The 16207-nt window shown below is 75.7% G+C and carries 16 protein-coding genes; 5 read left to right on the top strand and 11 right to left on the bottom strand.

Going from position 1 to position 16207, the window contains the following annotated elements; all coding sequences use genetic code 11:
• The first annotated feature begins 456 nt into the window (after positions 1 to 456).
• The 5 genes from IAG43_RS07515 to IAG43_RS07535 are packed head-to-tail and all read left to right on the top strand — an operon-like array spanning position 457 to position 6215.
• Positions 457 to 1650 (top strand): ADP-ribosylglycohydrolase family protein, encoded by a 1194-nt coding sequence (locus IAG43_RS07515; protein WP_187739978.1) that lies wholly within the window; start codon positions 457 to 459, stop codon positions 1648 to 1650.
• The gene (locus tag IAG43_RS07520) at positions 1647 to 3275 is read left to right on the top strand and encodes an ADP-ribosylglycohydrolase family protein (RefSeq protein ID WP_246574135.1); all 1629 of its coding nucleotides are present in this window, start codon (positions 1647 to 1649) and stop codon (positions 3273 to 3275) included. The genes IAG43_RS07515 and IAG43_RS07520 overlap by 4 nt, the downstream gene beginning before the upstream one ends.
• Entirely contained in the window at positions 3272 to 4159 is an 888-nt protein-coding gene (rbsK, locus tag IAG43_RS07525; protein ID WP_187739979.1) for a ribokinase, read from the top strand. The genes IAG43_RS07520 and rbsK overlap by 4 nt, the downstream gene beginning before the upstream one ends.
• Positions 4156 to 5418, top strand: coding sequence for a CaiB/BaiF CoA transferase family protein (locus IAG43_RS07530; protein WP_187739980.1), 1263 nt, complete (start codon positions 4156 to 4158; stop codon positions 5416 to 5418). The genes rbsK and IAG43_RS07530 overlap by 4 nt, the downstream gene beginning before the upstream one ends.
• Positions 5415 to 6215: an HpcH/HpaI aldolase/citrate lyase family protein gene (locus IAG43_RS07535; RefSeq protein ID WP_187739981.1), complete on the top strand. Its 801-nt coding sequence runs from the start codon at positions 5415 to 5417 to the stop codon at positions 6213 to 6215. Before IAG43_RS07530 ends, IAG43_RS07535 begins: the two co-directional genes overlap by 4 nt.
• A 104-nt stretch (positions 6216 to 6319) precedes the next feature.
• Here IAG43_RS07535 and lgt read toward each other — a convergent pair whose 3' ends face one another.
• The 11 genes from lgt to hisI form a co-directional block, all read right to left on the bottom strand.
• Positions 6320 to 7312 carry a prolipoprotein diacylglyceryl transferase gene (lgt, locus tag IAG43_RS07540; protein ID WP_187739982.1) on the bottom strand — a complete coding sequence of 331 codons (993 nt, stop codon included), beginning with the start codon at positions 7310 to 7312 and terminating at the stop codon, positions 6320 to 6322.
• A gap of 306 nt (positions 7313 to 7618) precedes the next feature.
• Complete coding sequence (locus IAG43_RS07545; protein ID WP_187739983.1) at positions 7619 to 8470, bottom strand: thioredoxin domain-containing protein; 852 nt, start codon at positions 8468 to 8470, stop codon at positions 7619 to 7621.
• A 63-nt stretch (positions 8471 to 8533) separates the two neighbouring features.
• Positions 8534 to 9349: a tryptophan synthase subunit alpha gene (trpA, locus tag IAG43_RS07550; protein ID WP_187739984.1), complete on the bottom strand. Its 816-nt coding sequence runs from the start codon at positions 9347 to 9349 to the stop codon at positions 8534 to 8536.
• Positions 9346 to 10638, bottom strand: a complete 1293-nt coding sequence (trpB, locus tag IAG43_RS07555; RefSeq protein WP_187739985.1) for a tryptophan synthase subunit beta — start codon at positions 10636 to 10638, stop codon at positions 9346 to 9348. Before trpB ends, trpA begins: the two co-directional genes overlap by 4 nt.
• A 251-nt stretch (positions 10639 to 10889) precedes the next feature.
• Positions 10890 to 11171 (bottom strand): tryptophan biosynthesis modulator TrpM, encoded by a 282-nt coding sequence (trpM, locus tag IAG43_RS35180; protein ID WP_425508578.1) that lies wholly within the window; start codon positions 11169 to 11171, stop codon positions 10890 to 10892.
• 7 nt (positions 11172 to 11178) lie between these two features.
• Positions 11179 to 11988: an indole-3-glycerol phosphate synthase TrpC gene (gene trpC / locus IAG43_RS07560; RefSeq protein ID WP_187739986.1), complete on the bottom strand. Its 810-nt coding sequence runs from the start codon at positions 11986 to 11988 to the stop codon at positions 11179 to 11181.
• A 117-nt stretch (positions 11989 to 12105) separates the two neighbouring features.
• The gene (locus tag IAG43_RS07565; RefSeq protein ID WP_187739987.1) at positions 12106 to 12651 is read right to left on the bottom strand and encodes a DUF2752 domain-containing protein; all 546 of its coding nucleotides are present in this window, start codon (positions 12649 to 12651) and stop codon (positions 12106 to 12108) included.
• A 570-nt stretch (positions 12652 to 13221) separates the two neighbouring features.
• The gene (locus IAG43_RS07570; protein WP_187739988.1) at positions 13222 to 13476 is read right to left on the bottom strand and encodes an HGxxPAAW family protein; all 255 of its coding nucleotides are present in this window, start codon (positions 13474 to 13476) and stop codon (positions 13222 to 13224) included.
• A 131-nt stretch (positions 13477 to 13607) separates the two neighbouring features.
• Complete coding sequence (locus IAG43_RS07575; protein ID WP_187739989.1) at positions 13608 to 14261, bottom strand: TIGR02234 family membrane protein; 654 nt, start codon at positions 14259 to 14261, stop codon at positions 13608 to 13610.
• Between the two features lie 17 nt (positions 14262 to 14278).
• Entirely contained in the window at positions 14279 to 15763 is a 1485-nt protein-coding gene (locus tag IAG43_RS07580) for an anthranilate synthase component I (protein WP_187739990.1), read from the bottom strand.
• An 11-nt stretch (positions 15764 to 15774) separates the two neighbouring features.
• Positions 15775 to 16146: a phosphoribosyl-AMP cyclohydrolase gene (gene hisI, locus IAG43_RS07585; RefSeq protein ID WP_246574136.1), complete on the bottom strand. Its 372-nt coding sequence runs from the start codon at positions 16144 to 16146 to the stop codon at positions 15775 to 15777.
• Positions 16147 to 16207: the final 61 nt, after the last annotated feature.

Here is a 16207-nt window from a genome sequence, read left to right on the forward strand (position 1 = left end):
CGCCCCACGCGCAGGAGCCGGTGACGGCACCAGGGGCGGAGGAGTCACCCGCCCTCGCCTGCGCCCCGCACGCGCGAGCCGGGGACAACCACCGGGCGGGGCCCCGGCAACGGCCGGCAGCGGACTCGCCGGCACTGCGTCACCGGACGCCGCCCCACGACACCCCCGGCACCACGGCAGGGCGCACCGCCGGAACGCCGCGACAGCCTCCGCCCCGCACGCGCGGCCGGGGCGCGCCGGGCCCGTCCTCCGGCGCCCCGCCCGTCGTCGCGCGGCCCCCGGAGCGAGAGCGGCCGCGCTCCCGGCGCCGGCACCCCCGCCCCCTCCCCGTGCGCCGACCGCGTGCGGGGTGCCGACGCCGGGCAGGAGGTCCGCGCGGGGGGAGCCGACGGGGACCTGGCCGAATCCCCGGGCGAGGTACGCCGCACACGACGGAACAAGGGGGACAATCCGGTCATGACGACAGCGACGGCGAACGCGGCCACCCCTCCGGCGAGCCCCAACTCCCCCTCCCTCGACGACCGGTTCACGGGCAGCCTGGTCGGCGCCGCCGTCGGCGACGCTCTCGGCGGGCCGGTCGAGGGCTACACCCCGGAGCAGATCGTCGAGCGGCACGGCGGCCGGGTCGAGGGCATCGTCGGCCCCTGGAACGGCGACGCGTGGCGCACCGCGCGCCCGATCGCCCCGTACCACAAGGGCGACGGCCACATCACCGACGACACCCTGCTCACCCACGCGCTGGTCCGCGTCTACGGCGTCGTGCGCGACCATCTGGACGCCTACGCGGTCGCCGAACACCTCGTGCCCGATCTGATCTCGACCCCCCGCTGGATCCCCGAACTGGAGGCGGAGGCCCTGCCCCTGCAGCGGATCTTCCTGGCGGAGAAGTGGCTGGTGCACCGGCTGCACTACGGCCACAACGACCCCCGTGAGGCGGGCGTCGGCAACATCGTCAACTGCGGTGCGGCGATGTACATGGCACCGGTCGGCCTGGTCAACGCCGCCGACCCGGAGGCCGCCTACCACGAGGCACTCGACATCGCGGGTGCGCACCAGTCGTCCTACGGACGGGAGGCCGCAGGCGTCTTCGCGGCGGCCGTCGCCGCCGCGGCCGCGCCCGGGGCGACCCCGGCGAGCGTCGTGGAGAGCGTGCTCGCGCTGGCCAAGGACGGCACCCAGGCCGCGATCGAGGCCGTCGCGGAGACCGCCGTGCGCCACACCGACGTCGAGTCGGCGCTCGCGCCGCTGCGCGCGGCGATCGCCCCCTTCGACACGGTCGGCCCCGACTACCGGGCTCCTTCGCTGGGCGCCCGGCGCCCGTCCCGCCTGCACTCCATCGAGGAGCTTCCCATCGCCCTGGGGATGCTGCTCGTCGGCGGGGGCGACTACCGGCGGACCGTGCTCGCCTGCGTCAACTACGGGCGCGACTGCGACTCGATCGCGACCATGGCGGGAGCTCTCGTGGGCGCGATGCACGGGGAGTCGGCGGTACCGGGCGACTGGGCGGACCGGGTCGGGCGGGCCAGCCGGACCGATCTGCGCGCGCCCGCGGCGGAACTCGTCGCGGTGGCCCGGGAGATCCACGCACGGGACCTGACGCGCCGCCGCGCCCACGAGGCCGCGTTCGCCGCGCTGGCGGACGCCCGGTGACGGGCGCCCTGCGTCTGACCTGGGTGCAGCCCGAGGACCTCGTCGGCCACGAGCTGCGCCAGGCCGACGAGGACGGGCGGGACGCGTCCGCGATCCGCGACCGCTGGCTCGCCGCGGGCGGCGCCCCGGCGCCCGCGCGCGCGGGCGCCTCCCCCGCACCCGCGCCGCCCCGGCTGCGGGCGCTCGCCGAACGCCTCCTCGACGAACTCGCCGCCCTGCCCTCCCCCTTGGCCGCCGACGAACCGGTGGACTGGCCGTCGATCGCCGCCGTCTGCCCGGCCCTGGACCGGCGGCCCGGCGACCGGCAGGGGCGGGGTGACGGGCAGGCGAGCGGTGACGGGCCGGGGCCCGGCGACGGCGGCGCGGACCCGTCCGCGTCCGCCGGTGCCCCGCACGGGGCGTGGAACGGTGGCGCGCGCTCCCCCGGGCCGGACCGCGCGGGCCGGCCGGATGCGCGGGCCCGGACCGTACCGGCCGCGCACCCGCCGCACGCCCCCGGGTACGGGCAGGCGGCACCGCACGGCGACGGCCCGCGCCGCGACCCGTCCCGGCGGCCGCCCCGCGCCGCGCCCGGTGAGGACGCCTTGCACGCCGCGTGGCTCGGCAGGGCCGCCGGCTGCCTGCTGGGCAAGCCCGTGGAGAAGCTTCCGCTGCCCGCCATCCGCGCCCTGGCCCGGGCGACCGGCAACTGGCCGCTCGCCGACTGGTTCACCGCCCGCGGGGTGCCCCCGGAGCTGGCCGCCGCCCACCCCTGGAACCGGCGCAGCGCGGCCAACAGCCTCGCCGAGAACATCGACGGCATGCCGGAGGACGACGACCTCAACTACCCGCTGCTCGGCCTGCTGCTGCTGCGCCGCCACGGCCGCCGGTTCACCACCGCCGACGTCGGCGCGCTGTGGCTGGACGAACTGCCCGCGGGCCGCACCTTCACCGCCGAGCGCGTCGCCTACCGCAATCTGCTCTGCGGGACGGAGCCGCCCGCGGCCGCGCTGCGCCGCAACCCCTTCCGGGAGTGGATCGGCGCCGCGATCCGCGCCGACGTGCACGGCTGGACCAACCCGGGGTCACCGGCCGCCGCCGCCGAGCAGGCCTTCCGCGACGCCGCGCTCAGCCACACCGCGAACGGCGCCTACAGCGCCATGTTCGTCGCCGCCGCGGTGGCGGCCGCGGCCGGCGGCGACGCCGGGGTGCACGAGGCGCTGGACGCCGGGCTCTCGGTGGTGCCGCCCCGCTCGCGGCTGGCCGGTGCCGTCCGGTTCGGTGTCGCGGCCGCCCGCGCGGAGGAGGACTTCGACCGGGCGGTCGACCGGATCCACGGCGCGTACGGCGCCCTGCACTGGGTGCACGCGGTGCCCAACGCCGCCGTGCTCGCGGCCGCGCTGACCCACGCGGACGGCGACTTCGCGGGGTCCGTCTGCCGTGCGGTGTCGGGCGGCTGGGACACCGACTCCAACGGCGCGACCGCCGGATCGGTCGCCGGGCTGCTCGCCGGCTCCCCCGACGCGCTGCCCGAACGCTGGACCGCACCGCTGAAGAACCGGCTCGCCACGTCCGTCGCCGGATTCGACGGCGTCGGCTTCGACACCCTCGCCCGTCTGACCGTGGAGGAGGCACTGCGCCCATGACCGGCATCGTGGTACTCGGGAGCACCAACATGGACCTCGTCGCCTACGTGGCGCGGCCGCCGAAACGCGGGGAGACCGTCACCGGAAGGGAGTTCACCACCGTCCCCGGCGGCAAGGGGGCCAACCAGGCCGTCGCCGCGGCCCGCGCCGGCGGCGACGTCACCATGATCGGGGCGGTCGGCACGGACGAGTTCGGCGCCGTGCTGCGGCACACGCTGGAAGCCTCCGGGGTCGACACCGACCTGCTCCGCACGGCCGACGGACCGTCCGGCACGGCGCACATCGTCGTCGACGACGAGGGCGGGAACTCCATCGTCGTCGTCCCCGGCGCGAACGGCACCGTGACCGCGCTCGCACCGGGTGACGAGGCCGTCATCGCCACGGCCGACCTGCTGCTCCTCCAGCTCGAACTCCCCCAGGGCGCCGTTCTCGACGGCGCCCTGGCCGGCCGCCGCCACGGGGTGCGCACCGTGCTCACCCCTTCGCCGGTGCGGCCCCTGCCGCCCGAACTGCTCGCCGCGGTCGATCTCCTCGTCCCCAACGAGCACGAGGCCGCCGCGCTCACCGGCATCGCCGACCCCCACGAGGCCGCCGCCGCCCTGCTGCGCAGCGTCCCCGAAGTGGTCGTCACCCTCGGCTCGGCGGGCGCCCTGCACGCGGCCCGGGGCACCGCGCCGCTCACCGTGCCCGCGCCCCGAGTCACCGCCGTCGACACGACGGCCGCCGGTGACACCTTCGTCGGCACGCTCGCCGTGGCCCTCGCCGAGGGCCGGCCCGTGGAGCAGGCCCTCGCCTGGGCCAGTGCCGCCGCCGCCCTGTCCGTCCAACGCCCGGGAGCGTCCACGTCCATGCCGTACCGCCCCGAGATCGACGCCGCCTCATGACCCCTCCCGACTCCCCGCCGGCCGGAACGCCGGACACCGCGCCGCAGACCCCGCCGGACACCCCGCCGGACGGGGCGCCGCCGCTGCGCGGCCTGCGCGTCCTCGACCTGGCCACGCTCTTCGCCGGCCCGCTGTGCGCCACCCTGCTGGGCGACTACGGGGCCGAGGTCGTGAAGGTCGAACACCCCAGCCGGCCCGACCCCTCGCGCGGCCACGGGCCCGCCAAGGACGGCGTCGGCCTGTGGTGGAAGGTCCTCGGCCGCAACAAGCGCACCATCACACTGGACCTCTCCACGCCCGGCGGAAGACAGACCCTGCTGCGCCTGGCGGCCACCGCCGACGTGGTCGTCGAGAACTTCCGCCCCGGCACCCTGGAGCGGTGGGGCCTGGGCTGGGAGGAGCTCGCCGCCGCCAACCCCCGGCTGGTCCTGGCCCGGGTCACGGGCTTCGGGCAGTTCGGCCCCTACTCCCACCGGCCCGGCTTCGGGACCCTCGCGGAGGCGATGAGCGGCTTCGCGGCGGCGACCGGGGAGCCCGGGGGGCCGCCCACACTGCCGCCGTTCGGCCTCGCCGACTCGGTCGCCGCGCTCGCCACCGCGTACGCCGTGATGACCGCGCTGGCCGCGCGCACCGCCACCGGGCGCGGCCAGGTCGTCGACATGGCCATCATCGAGCCGATCCTGGCCGTGCTCGGCCCGCAGGCACTCTGGTACGACCAGCTCGGCTACGTGCAGCCCCGCACCGGCAACCGCTCGCGCAACAACTCGCCCCGCAACATCTACCGCACCGCGGACGGCGGCTGGGTGGCCGTCTCCACCTCGGCCCAGTCCGTGGCCGAACGCGTGATGCACCTGGTCGGCCGGCCCGAGCTCACCGGCGAGCCCTGGTTCGCCACCGGCAGCGGGCGGGCCGACCACGCGGACGAGCTGGACCGGGCCGTCGGCAGCTGGATCGCGCGGCAGAGCTGCGCGGACGCGATCGCCGCGTTCGAGAAGGCCGAGGCGGCCATCGCACCGGTCTACGACATCCGCGACGTCTACGCCGACCCCCAGTACCAGGCGCTCGGCACGATCACCGAGGTGCCCGACCCGGAGCTGGGCACGCTGCGCATGCAGAACGTCCTCTTCCGGCTCTCCGAGACGCCCGGCGCCATCCGCTGGGCCGGGCGTCCGCACGGCGCGGACACCGAGGCGGTGCTGGCCGAGCTCGGCCTGTCCCCCGCCGACATCGCCGCACTCCGCACCGAAGGAGCGCTATGACCTTCCCGCTGACCTGGCTGTACGCCCCGGGGGACCGTCCGGAGGTGGTGCACAAGGCCATCGCCGCCCGCCCGGACGTCGTCATCGTCGACCTGGAGGACGCGGTGGCCGCACACCGCAAGGCGTACGCGCTCGCGGCCACGGCCGAGCTGCTGTCGCAGCATCTGCCGCTCCCCGTCCATGTCCGGATCGACTCGCCCGCGGACGTCGCGGCGCTGGCGGGGCTGCCCGGACTGGCCGCCCTGCGCATCCCCAAGGTGGCGTACGCCACGGACGTCCAGCGGATCGCCGCGGACGCGCCGGGCGTGCCGCTGTACGCGCTGCTCGAGTCGGCACTGGCCGTGGAGCACGCCTACGCGATCGCCACCGCGCACGACGCCCTGCACGGCATCGCCCTCGGGGAGTCCGACCTGCGGGCGGACCTGGGGGTGCGCGGCGACACGGGGCTGGACTGGCCGCGCACCCGCATCGTGGTCGCCGCTCGCGCGGCGGGGCTGGCACCGCCCGCGCAGTCGGTCTTCCCCGACATCGTCGACATGGACGGGCTGCACGCCTCCTGCGTCCACGGCCGCTCGGTCGGCTTCCTGGGCCGGGCCGCCATCCATCCCCGCCAGCTGCCCGTGATCGAACGCGCCTACCGGCCGACGCCGCAGGAGATCGACGACGCGGAGGAGATCGTCAAGGCGGCGGCGTCGGACTCGGGGGCCATGGCGCTCCCGGACGGCCGGTTCGTGGACGCGGCGGTCGTCGCGGCGGCGGAGCGCACCCTGGCGATCGCCGCCCGCGAACTGCCCTGACCCGGGGCCCGGACACGACGGGGAAGGGGCTGCCGCGGGCGATGCCCGCGGCAGCCCCTTCCTTCTCCGGGCCGTCTCCCGCCACCGCGCAGGTGGCGGAGCCGCTATCCCTTGCCGCCGGCCGGCTTCGCGCCGGTGTCGGCGGAGACGTCGCCGTCCGCGGGGGTGCCGTCGTCCGCGTCGCCGTCCCGCTCGGCGGGCTCCGCGTCGGCGGGAGCGGCGTCGCCGTCACCGGCGGCGTCGTTCCCGGCCTCCGCCTTCGCGGCGGCCTTCGCCGGGCGCGCCGTCTCCGGCTCGACGATCTCCTCGCGGCCCGGGCGCAGCCGGGACGAGATCACGATGTAGGCGACCGCGAGGACGAAGACCAGGATCGACGTCCAGACGTTCAGCCGCAGACCGAGGACGTGGTGCGCCTCGTCGACGCGCATGTACTCGATCCAGGCACGGCCCGTGCAGTACGCGGCGACGTAGAGGGCGAAGGCGCGGCCGTGGCCGAGCGTGAAGCGGCGGTCGGCCCAGATCACGAGGAGGGCGACGCCGATGCACCACAGGGACTCGTAGAGGAACGTCGGGTGGTAGGTGCCGGCCTCGCGGCCCGCGCCCTCGGAGATCTCGACGGCCCAGGGGAGGTCGGTCGCCTTGCCGTACAGCTCCTGGTTGAACCAGTTGCCCCAGCGGCCGATGGCCTGCGCGAGGGCGATCGCCGGTGCGAGGGCGTCCGCCCAGGCGGGCAGCGGGATGCCGCGGCGGCGGCAGCCGATCCAGGCTCCGACCGCGCCGAGCGCGATGGCGCCCCAGATGCCGAGACCGCCTTCCCAGATCTTGAACGCGTCGACCCAGTTCTCACCCTCGCTGAAGTACAGCTGGTAGTCGGTGATCACGTGGTAGAGGCGCCCGCCGACGAGGCCGAAGGGCACGGCCCACACGGCGATGTCGGCGACCGTGCCGGCCTTGCCGCCCCGGGCGACCCAGCGCTTGTTGCCGAACCAGACGGCGACGAAGACGCCGATGATGATGCAGAAGGCGTAGCCGCGCAGCGGGAGCGGTCCGAGGTGGATCACTCCGGTCGACGGACTCGGGATGAAGGCGATTTCCATGGCAGCACTGACGCTACCCTGCCGGGCGGGGCGTGCGGCAACCCACCCGGCAACGTCTGGGTAACGGGGAACCGGGGCGTGCGGCGAAAGCAGCTCCGTCCGCCCTCCGGGCGGGGCCTGCCCCGCTCTCCGGACTCCGCACGGCGGAGGACCGTCCTCGTACCGGGCGTACCGGATGACTCCGGCAACGCGGCATGGGGGCACCTCCCAGCGGTAGCTGGGGGAGCGTGCCGGGCGTCGCGGGCCAGGAGGGACTGTCGCCACACGCCCTGCCCGCCGCGCCCTGCCGCACGGGTCCCGCCGGGGTCAGGAGGCCGGGGCCCCGGTGGGCGCGCTGCCCGCGGGCGAGGGCTGCCGGGTGCCGGGCTGCTTGCCCTTGTTGGCCTCCTCGACCCACTTCTTGAAGTTGGCCACGGAGATCTGCTCCTCGCCCTTGGTGGGGAAGACCGACTCGCCGTTCAGCAGCACCGTCGGCGTGCCGCGGAAGCCGCCCTCCTGGAAGGCGGTGGAGGACTTCTCGACCCAGCTGTCGTGGGTGCCGTCGTTGACGCAGCCGCGGAAGGCGGGGGTGTCCAGGCCGTCGACCTTTCCGGCGAGCTCGATCAGCCTGCCGTTGTCGGCGAAGGCGTCGTCCGGCTCCGGGGGCTGGTTCATGAAGAGGACGTCGTGGTACTCGGCGAACTTGCCGGCGTCCTGGGCGCAGGCCGCCGCGTTGGCCGCGCGCAGGGACCCGGTGCCGCCCATGTTGCCGTCGATGATGGTGGCGAGGTGGTACTCGACCTTGATCTTCCCGGCCTCGACGAGCTCGTGGATCGTGGGCCGCAGCGCGTTCTCGAACTGGGCGCAGGCCGGGCAGCGGAAGTCCTCCCACACGGTGAGGGTGGAGGGGGCGTCGCTCGCGCCGACCGGGATCGCGAGCTGCTCCTCCCCCTGCACCCCGCTGGGCGCGCTGAGCGGGCCGGCCTCCGAGGAGCCGTCCTTCGTGTCCTTGCCGCTGTTGGCCGCGACGAGGCCGACGACGGCGGCCAGGCCGAGGACGCCGACCACGGCCGACGCCACGATCAGGGTCCGGCGGCGCCGCTCGCGGGCCTTGTCCAACTGCCGTTCCCGCTGGATCCGCTCGCGTGCGGTCCGCTTCCGTTCTTGGTTCTCGCTCACGCACCGCAAACGAACCGGGGAGGCGTCTGCGCGCCTCCCCGGTCCCGTTTCCACCCGTTCGAGCTACGCGGTGCCGCGCACGCCCCGGGCGAGATCGCCCGCCAGTTCCCGTACGGCCGCCACCGCGGCGGACGGGCCGTCCGCGTCGAGCATCCGCTTGACGAACGCGGAGCCGACGATCACCCCGTCCGCGAAGCCGGCCACCTCGGCTGCCTGGGCGGGATCGGAGACGCCGAGGCCCACGCAGACCGGGAGGTCGGTCGTGGCACGGGTGCGCCGCACCAGATCCGCCGCCTCGGCGCCGACGGACGCCCGGGTGCCGGTGACGCCCATCAGGGAGGCCGCGTACACGAAGCCGCTGCCGGCCGCCGTGATGGTCGCGAGCCGTGCGTCCCTGCTGCTCGGGGCGACGACAAAGACGGTCGCGAGCCCGTGCTTCTCGGCGTGCTCGCGCCACAGGCCGGACTCCTCGACGGGCAGGTCGGGCAGGATGCACCCGGCGCCCCCGGCCTCGGCGAGCTCGGCGGTGAACCGCTCGACGCCGTAGCGGTCGATCGGGTTCCAGTACGTCATCACCAGGACCGGCTTGCCGGTCGCCGCGTGTGCCTCGCGCACCGTGCGCATCACGTCCGCGATGCGCACGCCGCCGCGCAGGGCGATGTCGTCGGCGGTCTGGATCACCGGGCCGTCGAGGACCGGGTCGCTGTGCGGCAGCCCGACCTCGACGACGTCGGCGCCGCCGTCGAAGGCGGCCTTGACCGCCTCGATGCCGGTGTCGACGTCCGGGAAGCCCGCCGGGAGGTAGGCGATGAGCGCGGCCCGGTTCTCCTCGCGCGCCGCGGCGAGGGTGGTGTTCAGCAGGTCGAGATTGCCGCTCACGAGGCGTCCCCCTGGATCTCGGCGGCGCCGTTGTCCGCCGAGGCGTCGGCCTCGACCCGGGCGTCGGTGTCGTAGAGCCCGAAGTAACGGGCGGCGGTGTCCATGTCCTTGTCGCCGCGGCCGGACAGGTTGACCACGATCAGCCCGTCCTTGCCCAGCTCGCGTCCGACCTCCAGCGCGCCGGCCAGCGCGTGCGCCGACTCGATGGCCGGGATGATGCCCTCGGTGCGCGACAGCAGGCGCAGTGCCTGCATCGCCTCGTCGTCGGTGACCGCGCGGTACTCGCCGCGGCCCGAGTCCTTGAGGTAGGAGTGCTCGGGCCCGATGCCCGGGTAGTCGAGGCCGGCCGAGATCGAGTACGGCTCGGTGATCTGGCCCTCGTCGTCCTGGAGGACGTAGGACCGGGAGCCGTGCAGGATGCCCGGTTCGCCCGCGGTGAGGGTGGCCGCGTGCTCCCCGGTGGCGATGCCGTGGCCGGCGGGCTCGCAGCCGATCAGGCGGACGCCGGAGTCGGGGATGAAGGCGTGGAAGAGGCCGATGGCGTTCGACCCGCCGCCGACGCAGGCGACGGCCGCGTCGGGGAGCCGTCCGGCCCGCTCCAGGAGCTGGCGCCTGGCCTCGACGCCGATGACCCGGTGGAAGTCGCGCACCATGGCCGGGAAGGGGTGGGGCCCGGCGACCGTGCCGAAGAGGTAGTGGGTGCGGTCGACGTTGGCGACCCAGTCGCGGAACGCCTCGTTGATGGCGTCCTTGAGGGTGCGGCTGCCGGACTTCACGGCGACGACCTCGGCGCCCAGCATCCGCATCCGGGCGACGTTGAGCGCCTGCCGCTGGGTGTCGATCTCGCCCATGTAGACGGTGCATTCGAGCCCGAACAGCGCGCACGCGGTGGCCGTGGCCACCCCGTGCTGGCCCGCGCCGGTCTCGGCGATGACCCGGGTCTTGCCCATCCGCCGGGTGAGCAGGGCCTGGCCCAGCACGTTGTTGATCTTGTGCGAGCCGGTGTGGTTCAGATCCTCGCGCTTGAGGAAGACGCGCGCGCCGCCGGCGTGCTCGGCGAAGCGGGGCACCTCCGTGAGGGCGCTGGGGCGGCCGGTGTAGTCGGCGAGCAGCTCGCCGAGTTCGGCGGTGAACGCCGGATCGTGCTTGGCCTTCTCGTACTCGACGGCGACCTCGTCCACGGCGGCGACGAGCGCCTCGGGGATGAACTTGCCGCCGAAGGCTCCGAAGTAGCCCTGGGGGGTGGGGACATGACCGTCGGGGTCGGGAATGAAGAAGTCGCTGGACATGGCGACGGGACTCCTCGTATCCGGGCGGGTGTGCCGCTCCGGGACGTGTCGGGTGGTGGGTGACGGGGCGTCGCGCCCGCGGCCGGAGCCCGCCGCGCCCACGCCCTTCCCGTACGGAGGCTACGCCGCCGCCCCGCCGTGTCCGGTCACCGGCGCGGCCGGAGCCGTACGGGTGCCGGCTCCCGGCCGCTCGGGCCGCCGGGAGTGCGGGGACGCCGCGCGGACGCGGCGGGTGACCGGGCCGGGCCCGGTCAGGGAAGGAGGCGGGTCGGGGCGGTGACCCCGCTCCGCACGGCCTGTCGGCCTGCGCGCTCGGGCGCGCGGCGCCATCGCATCCCGTTGACCTGGCCCGGTTCGTCGCCGATCACGTACCGCACGCGCCGGCCGTGGACCCGGCGTGCCGGTGCGCGGCAGCCCCGCGGACGGCAGCCACGGGCCAGCCGGGCGTAGGCGTGGCCGGCCGCCGCGGGCACGCCGGACCTGCCCGGGCGGACGCCCGGGGCGGGTCGGCGGTGGCGGCGGACGGCGGTCACCGTGGGGTCAGCTCCGCCCGTGGCGCAGGGCCGGGTGGGCGCCGGCGGCGACCAGGTCGGCCACGGCCGCCTTGGGGTCGCGGCCGGTGACGAGGGACTCGCCGACGAGCACGGCGTCGGCGCCGGCGTTCGCGTAGGCGATCAGGTCGTGGGGGCCGCGCACACCGGACTCGGCGATCTTGACGATGTGCGAGGGGATCTCGGGGGCGACGCGCTCGAAGGTGGAGCGGTCGACCTTGAGGGTCTTGAGGTTGCGCGCGTTCACGCCGATGATCTTCGCTCCGGCGTCGACGGCGCGCTCCACCTCGTCCTCGTCGTGGACCTCGACGAGCGGGGTGAGGCCGATGGACTCGGCGCGCTCGATCAGGGAGACCAGCGCCTCCTGCTCCAGCCCGGCGACGATCAGCAGCACCACGTCGGCACCGTAGGCGCGCGCCTCCCAGAGCTGGTAGGCGGTGACGATGAAGTCCTTGCGGAGCACGGGGACGTCGACCCGGGCCCGGACGGCCTCCAGGTCGGCGAGGGAACCGCCGAAGCGCCGCTCCTCGGTCAGCACGGAGATGACCGCCGCGCCGCCCGCCTCGTAGTCGGCGGCCAGGCCGGCCGGGTCGGCGATCGCGGCGAGGGCCCCCTTGGAGGGGCTGGAGCGCTTGACCTCGCAGATCACCTTGACGCCGTCGCCGCGCAGCGCGGCGACCCCGTCCTTGGCAGCGGGGGCCTTGGCGGCGCGCTCCTTGAGCTCGTCGAGGCTGACACGCGCCTGCCGCTCCGCGAGGTCGGCGCGCACACCTTCGATGATCTCGTCGAGCACACTCACGCGAGCGGCCCCCTTCCGGGACGGTGGTGGACGGTTCAGGATCAGCCATCTCGATGGTATCCGCACACGGGCCGAGGCCCCGCATCCGGATGGCCGCCGTCCCACCAGCTGGGACTTTCACGGAGCCAGCGCGGCCCCGAACGGCAGGTTCCGCACCACGGCGAAGACGACCAGGACGGCACCCGCGGACCAGCCGACGAGGGGGCTGACCCGCGGGCGGAAGGGCCTGCCGCGGACGGCGTGAACGAGCCACATCACCCACAGGACGGCGAAGACGAGGTAGCCGGCGACCGCGGCGGCGTTGGCACCCAGCGCGGTAGGCAGGTCACCGTGGACGAAGGCGTGCGCGCTGCGCAGCCCGCCGCACCCCGGGCAGAGGACGCCGGTGAGGCTGAGCAGCGGACAGACCGGGTAGTGGCCCGGCTCGTTGGGATCGACGCTCCCGACGTACGCGAAGGCCGCGGCGACACCCGCGAGCGTGACCAGCGGCCCGGCGAGCCGCCGCCCGGTCGACGGGGGCGCGACCGGGGCGAGCGCCCCGGGGTACGCCCCGCTGCCCCAGCCACCGGGGGCGGGGGGTGCGCCGGGGGGCGCGGGCGCGGGGGGTGCGCCGGAAGGTCCGGGCGGGGCAGCCTCGGCAGCGGGCCGGCCCGCGCTCGCCACGGGCTCGGCGCCCCGGGTGCTCGCAGCCGCCGCCCCGGGAACCGCACCGGATCGCCCGGGCGCGGAGGGCGGCCCGTAAGACGCCGGCGTGGGGCGTTCTCCGTGAGCCGCGGACTCGGCAGCCGACGCGGCACGCCGCCCCGGGCTCCCCGCAGGCCCGTCGCCGGGCCCGCTCGCGGCCGCGGAAGCGGCGGGCCCGTCGCCGTGCGACGCGGGCGCTGAAGACCCGCCGGCAGGCGCGGGCGAAATGGAGCGCGGCCCGTCGGGCGAGCCGGGGTGCGCAGGTGCGCGGGCGGCGTCCGGTGCGGCCGGGGGAGGTGGGGTCGGCTCCGCGAAGGGCTCCTCGCCGCACCGGGTCGGACCGGCGGCCACGGGGTGCGCGTCCGCGGCGGGCGGGGGGTGCGCGCGGGGCGACGGCGCGGGACGGGCGGACTCGGCCGCGGCCGGGGCGGTGCCGTGCGGGGGGCGCGGGGAGGTGGGGGTCACGGCGTGATTGTGCCCGGTGCACGACGGCGGCGCAGCCCGGCCGTGCCGGGCTGCGCCGCCGTCGTGTGTCACGCGGTCACCGCGTCAGGCCGCGGCGCTCTCCCGCGCGGCGGCGCGGGCGCGCGCCTCGGCGACGGCCTGCGGCTCCTTCGGCGTGCCCATGCCCGCCATCTTCATCGCACCGCCGACGACGGCGCCGAGCACGATGAGGGCCGAACCGGCCCAGAAACCGGCCGGGTTGTCCGCGACCATGAAGACGCCTGCGACGCAGAACCCGATGAAGGCGATGATGACGCCGGTCCAGGCGGCCGGGGTGTGTCCGTGGCTGCTGCCCGCCATGAGTGTGCTCCTCGTTTCTGGTGCGCTGTCGTGGGCTGGGTGCCCGTGGGCCGGTGGGGCCGGTCCCCGTGGGCCGGGCTCCGGGGCCCGGTGTCATTGTCCCGCACGCCGGGACGGCGGATGAGCTGGGGTCACCCTTCGCGCGTCGGGTCCTCGCCGCGGTCCAGGGCCTTCCACAGATCCTCGGGGCGGTCGGGGTCGACCGCGGCGGCCCGGCGGGGCCGCGGCGTGCCGTCGCGCTCGTAGCGGCCGGACATGGTGGGCCAGCGCTTTCCGTACCGCAGCGCCAGCACTCCCGCCAGCAGGATCAGCAGCCCGCCGGCGGCTGTGACGTAGGGCCACGCGGTGTGGGTGAGGGCGCCGACCGTGGCGGCGGCGTCCCCGGTGGTGCGGGCGGCCTTCTCGTCGAGGGCGGCGGTGTCGGATGCGTCGAGCAGCGCCGCGGCGCTCGCGCCGGCGCCGCTGAGCGCGAGCAGGGCGGACACCAGCAGCCGGCCGGCGCGGCGTGCGGCGAAGACGGCCACGAGCGCGGCGAGGCCGACGACGGCCAGGGCGGTCGGGACGCCGGTGACGTCGCCGCCCCGGGCGTCCAGCGCGACGGTCCCGCCGCCGACGGACGCGGTGCCCTCGGCCCAGACGCGGCCGGCGGCGAGCAGGACGACGGTGGCTCCGGCGGCACCGAGGAGCAGCGCGGCGGCGAGGCTGCGGCGGCTGCCGCTCGCCGCCGCCGGTGCGGCGGCCGAGGTACGGGGCTGGGGTACGGGAACAGCACTCACCCGCCCCACTATCCCTTACCGGCCGGTCAGCCGTTCAGCCGGTTGGCCGTGTGGACGGCACGGAGCACCGCCGCCGCCTTGTTCCGGCACTCGGTGTCCTCGGCGACCGGGTCGGAGTCGGCCACCACGCCCGCGCCCGCCTGGACGTAGGCGGTGCCGTCGCGGAGCACCGCGGTGCGGATGGCGATGGCCGTGTCGGAGTCGCCGGCGAAGTCCAGGTAGCCGACGGCACCGCCGTAGAGCCCGCGCCGGGACGGTTCGAGCTCGTCGATGATCTGCATGGCCCGCGGCTTCGGCGCTCCCGAGAGGGTGCCCGCGGGGAAGCAGGCGGTGAGCACGTCGAAGGCGGTGCGGCCCTCGGCCACCCGGCCGGTGACGGTGGAAACGATGTGCATCACATGGGAGTAGCGCTCGATCGACATGAAGTCGACCACCTCGACCGTGCCGGGTGCGCAGACACGGCCCAGGTCGTTGCGGCCGAGGTCGACGAGCATGAGGTGCTCGGCGCGCTCCTTGGGGTCGGCGAGCAGTTCCTCCGCGAGGTCGTGGTCCTCCTGCGGACTCGCGCCGCGCGGCCGGGTGCCCGCGATGGGGTGGACCATGGCCCGCCCGTCCTCGACCTTGACCAGCGCCTCCGGGCTGGAGCCGACGACGTCGAACCCGTCGAAGCGGAACAGGTACATGTACGGCGAGGGGTTGGTGGCGCGGAGCACCCGGTAGACGTCCAGCGCGCTCGCGGTGCACGGCGTCTCGAACCGCTGCGAGGGCACGACCTGGAAGGCCTCGCCGGCCCGGATGCGCTCCTTGATGTCCTCGACGGCGGCCTGGTAGTCCTTGCCGCCCCACAGCGCGGAGAACTCCGGCAGTTCGGACGGCGGCAGGACGGCGGGCGGGGACGCGAGCGGCCGGGAGAGGTCGGCCTCCATGGCGTCGAGGCGGGCGACGGCGCCCGCGTACGCCTCGTCGACGCCGGTGTCGAGGTCGTTGTGGTTGATCGCGTTGGCGATCAGCAGGACGCTGCCGTCCCAGTGGTCGAGCACCGCGAGGTCCGAGGTGAGCAGCATGGTCAGCTCGGGGAGGCGGAGGTCGTCGCGCTCGCCGGGACCGATGCGCTCCAGGCGGCGGACGATGTCGTAGCCGAGGTAGCCGACCATGCCGCCGGTGAAGGGCGGCATCCCGGACGCCAGGTCGTGCGGGGTGTGGAGGGTCTCGACGGTCTCCCGCAGCGCGACCAGCGGGTCACCCGCGGTGGGGACGCCGACGGGCGGGGTGCCCAGCCAGTGCGCCTCGCCGTCCCGGGCGGTGAGCGTCGCGTCGGAGCGCACGCCGATGAAGGAGTAGCGCGACCAGGAGCGGCCGTTCTCCGCGGATTCGAGGAGGAAGGTGCCGGGGCGTTCGGCGGCGAGCTTGCGGTAGAGCCCCACGGGCGTGTCGCCGTCCGCCAGCAGCCGGCGGCTGACGGGGATGACGCGGCGGTCCGCCGCCAGCTTGCGGAAGGTCTCGAGATCCATGGCGGCAGACCCTACTTGTCCAGGAGCACGTCGGCGTCGAAACAGGTGCGGGCGCCCGTGTGGCAGGCCGCGCCCACCTGGTCCACCTTCACGAGGACGGTGTCGGCGTCGCAGTCCAGGGCCACGGACTTCACGTGCTGGACGTGGCCGGAGGTGTCGCCCTTCACCCAGTACTCGCCGCGGCTGCGGGACCAGTAGGTGCAGCGTCCGGTGGTCAGGGTGCGGTGCAGCGCCTCGTCGTCCATCCACCCGAGCATGAGCACCTCGCCGGTGTCGTACTGCTGGGCGATGGCGGGTACGAGGCCGTCGGCGCTGCGCTTGAGACGGGCGGCTACGGCGGGGTCGAGGGAGCTCGGCGGGACGCTGCTGGTCATGGTGGCCATTGTGCCGTGCCGGACCGGCCCGGCGGACGGGCGTCCACGGGGCGGACCGGGAACCGGCGGC

The organism is Streptomyces genisteinicus (assembly GCF_014489615.1).
GTDB lineage: Bacteria > Actinomycetota > Actinomycetes > Streptomycetales > Streptomycetaceae > Streptomyces > Streptomyces genisteinicus.